2 protein-coding genes are annotated in these 1,346 nt (G+C 59.6%); both read right to left on the bottom strand.

The window, feature by feature from the left end:
- Nucleotides 1-468, bottom strand: a 468-nt coding sequence (locus tag Q7V20_RS03660; RefSeq protein ID WP_304787283.1) for a condensation domain-containing protein, incomplete at its 3' end; no start/stop codon positions are given.
- 94 nt (nt 469-562) lie between these two features.
- Nucleotides 563-1,346 (bottom strand): phosphopantetheine-binding protein (locus Q7V20_RS03655; RefSeq protein ID WP_304787281.1); only part of this gene is annotated, 784 nt, incomplete at its 5' end.

The raw sequence follows: 1,346 nt of genomic DNA, 5'->3' as shown, positions 1-1,346 counted from the left end.
GGCAGCGAGCCCGCTCAGGTCGTGGTAGTCCACCGATACGGGCATCGGCGCCCGTATGCGCTGCCGGGGCTGGCCGTCGACGGCGTAAAACACGCTGCGCAAGGCGTCGTGCCGGGCCGCCAGGCCGTTAAAGGCTTGTTGTAGGGCGTCAAGCGCCAATGCTCCGCTAATCCTCACCCCGCCCGCTATGTGGTAGGCCGTGCTGCTGGGGTCGAGTTGGTGCAAAATCCATAGCCCTTGTTGCACCAGCGATAACGGAATCTCGTCGTCGCCGCACAAGTGCGCGGGAATCGGCAACTGGGAGAAGTCGCCGCCCTGCTGCCGCAGCCGTTCCAGAAACAGTTGCCGCTTTTCCAGCGGCAAGGCCACGAAACGGCGCACTAAATCGGCGCCGGCAACCGTGTTGTTAGGCCCTGCTGATTGTTGTTGGTGTTTGTCAGCCAAGGGGCTGTCGATATTCAATTTCATAAGCTGTGAATTCTTGTATCGCTATTGCGACCGTTAATTTCATATCAATCCGAGATCGGCTTCGAGCAATCGGTCGCCGTAGCGACACCTTCATTTAAGACATTTCCAACTCATCCAATAAATCCCCCATACCCGTCAAGACCTCATCGCTCAACAAAGCAGCGCCGAGTTGATCGATCCGTTCGGCCAACTGCCGCAGATCGTCGGTTTCGAACACCGTACGCAACGGCATATCGACACCGAGTTCGCCGCGAATCTGCGCCACCAAGCGCGTCGCCAATAACGAATGGCCACCCAATTCGAAGAAATTGTCCAGCACACCGACCTGAGCAACACCTAACAAGTCTTGCCAGATGCTGGTCAACACTTGTTCGGCCCGAGTTTGCGGGGACTGGAACTGACGGCTGCTCCAGCTGGGTTCGGGCAAAGCCTTGCGGTCGAGTTTGCCATTGGCTGTCTTGGGCAAACTATCCAGACACACCATCGCCGAAGGCAACATGTATTCCGGCAGGCGGCGGCGCAAGACTTGCAGCAATTCATCATTACCGACCTCACCAGCGTCGGTGGCCAGATAGGCCACCAAACGCTGACCGTCGCCGCCATCCTTCAGCAATACGACCGCTTCGTTGACGCCGTCTTGCGCCAGCAAGGCCGCCTCGATTTCGCCCAGTTCTATCCTCAGGCCGCGCAACTTGACCTGATGATCCAACCGTCCCAAGTATTCGATGGCGCCGTCAGCCCGCCACCGTGCCCGGTCGCCGGTGCGGTAAAGCCGCCCGCCGCTACCGGACGGGTCAGGGATAAAGCGTTCGCCGGTCAAGCCGGGACGGTGGTGATAGCCGCGTGCCAGGCCGCGGCCGCCGATGTACAGTTCACCG

This window comes from Aquabacterium sp., assembly GCF_030652515.1.
Classification (GTDB): Bacteria; Pseudomonadota; Gammaproteobacteria; order Burkholderiales; family Burkholderiaceae_C; genus Aquabacterium.
This window is presented reverse-complemented; position numbering and strand designations above follow the sequence as displayed.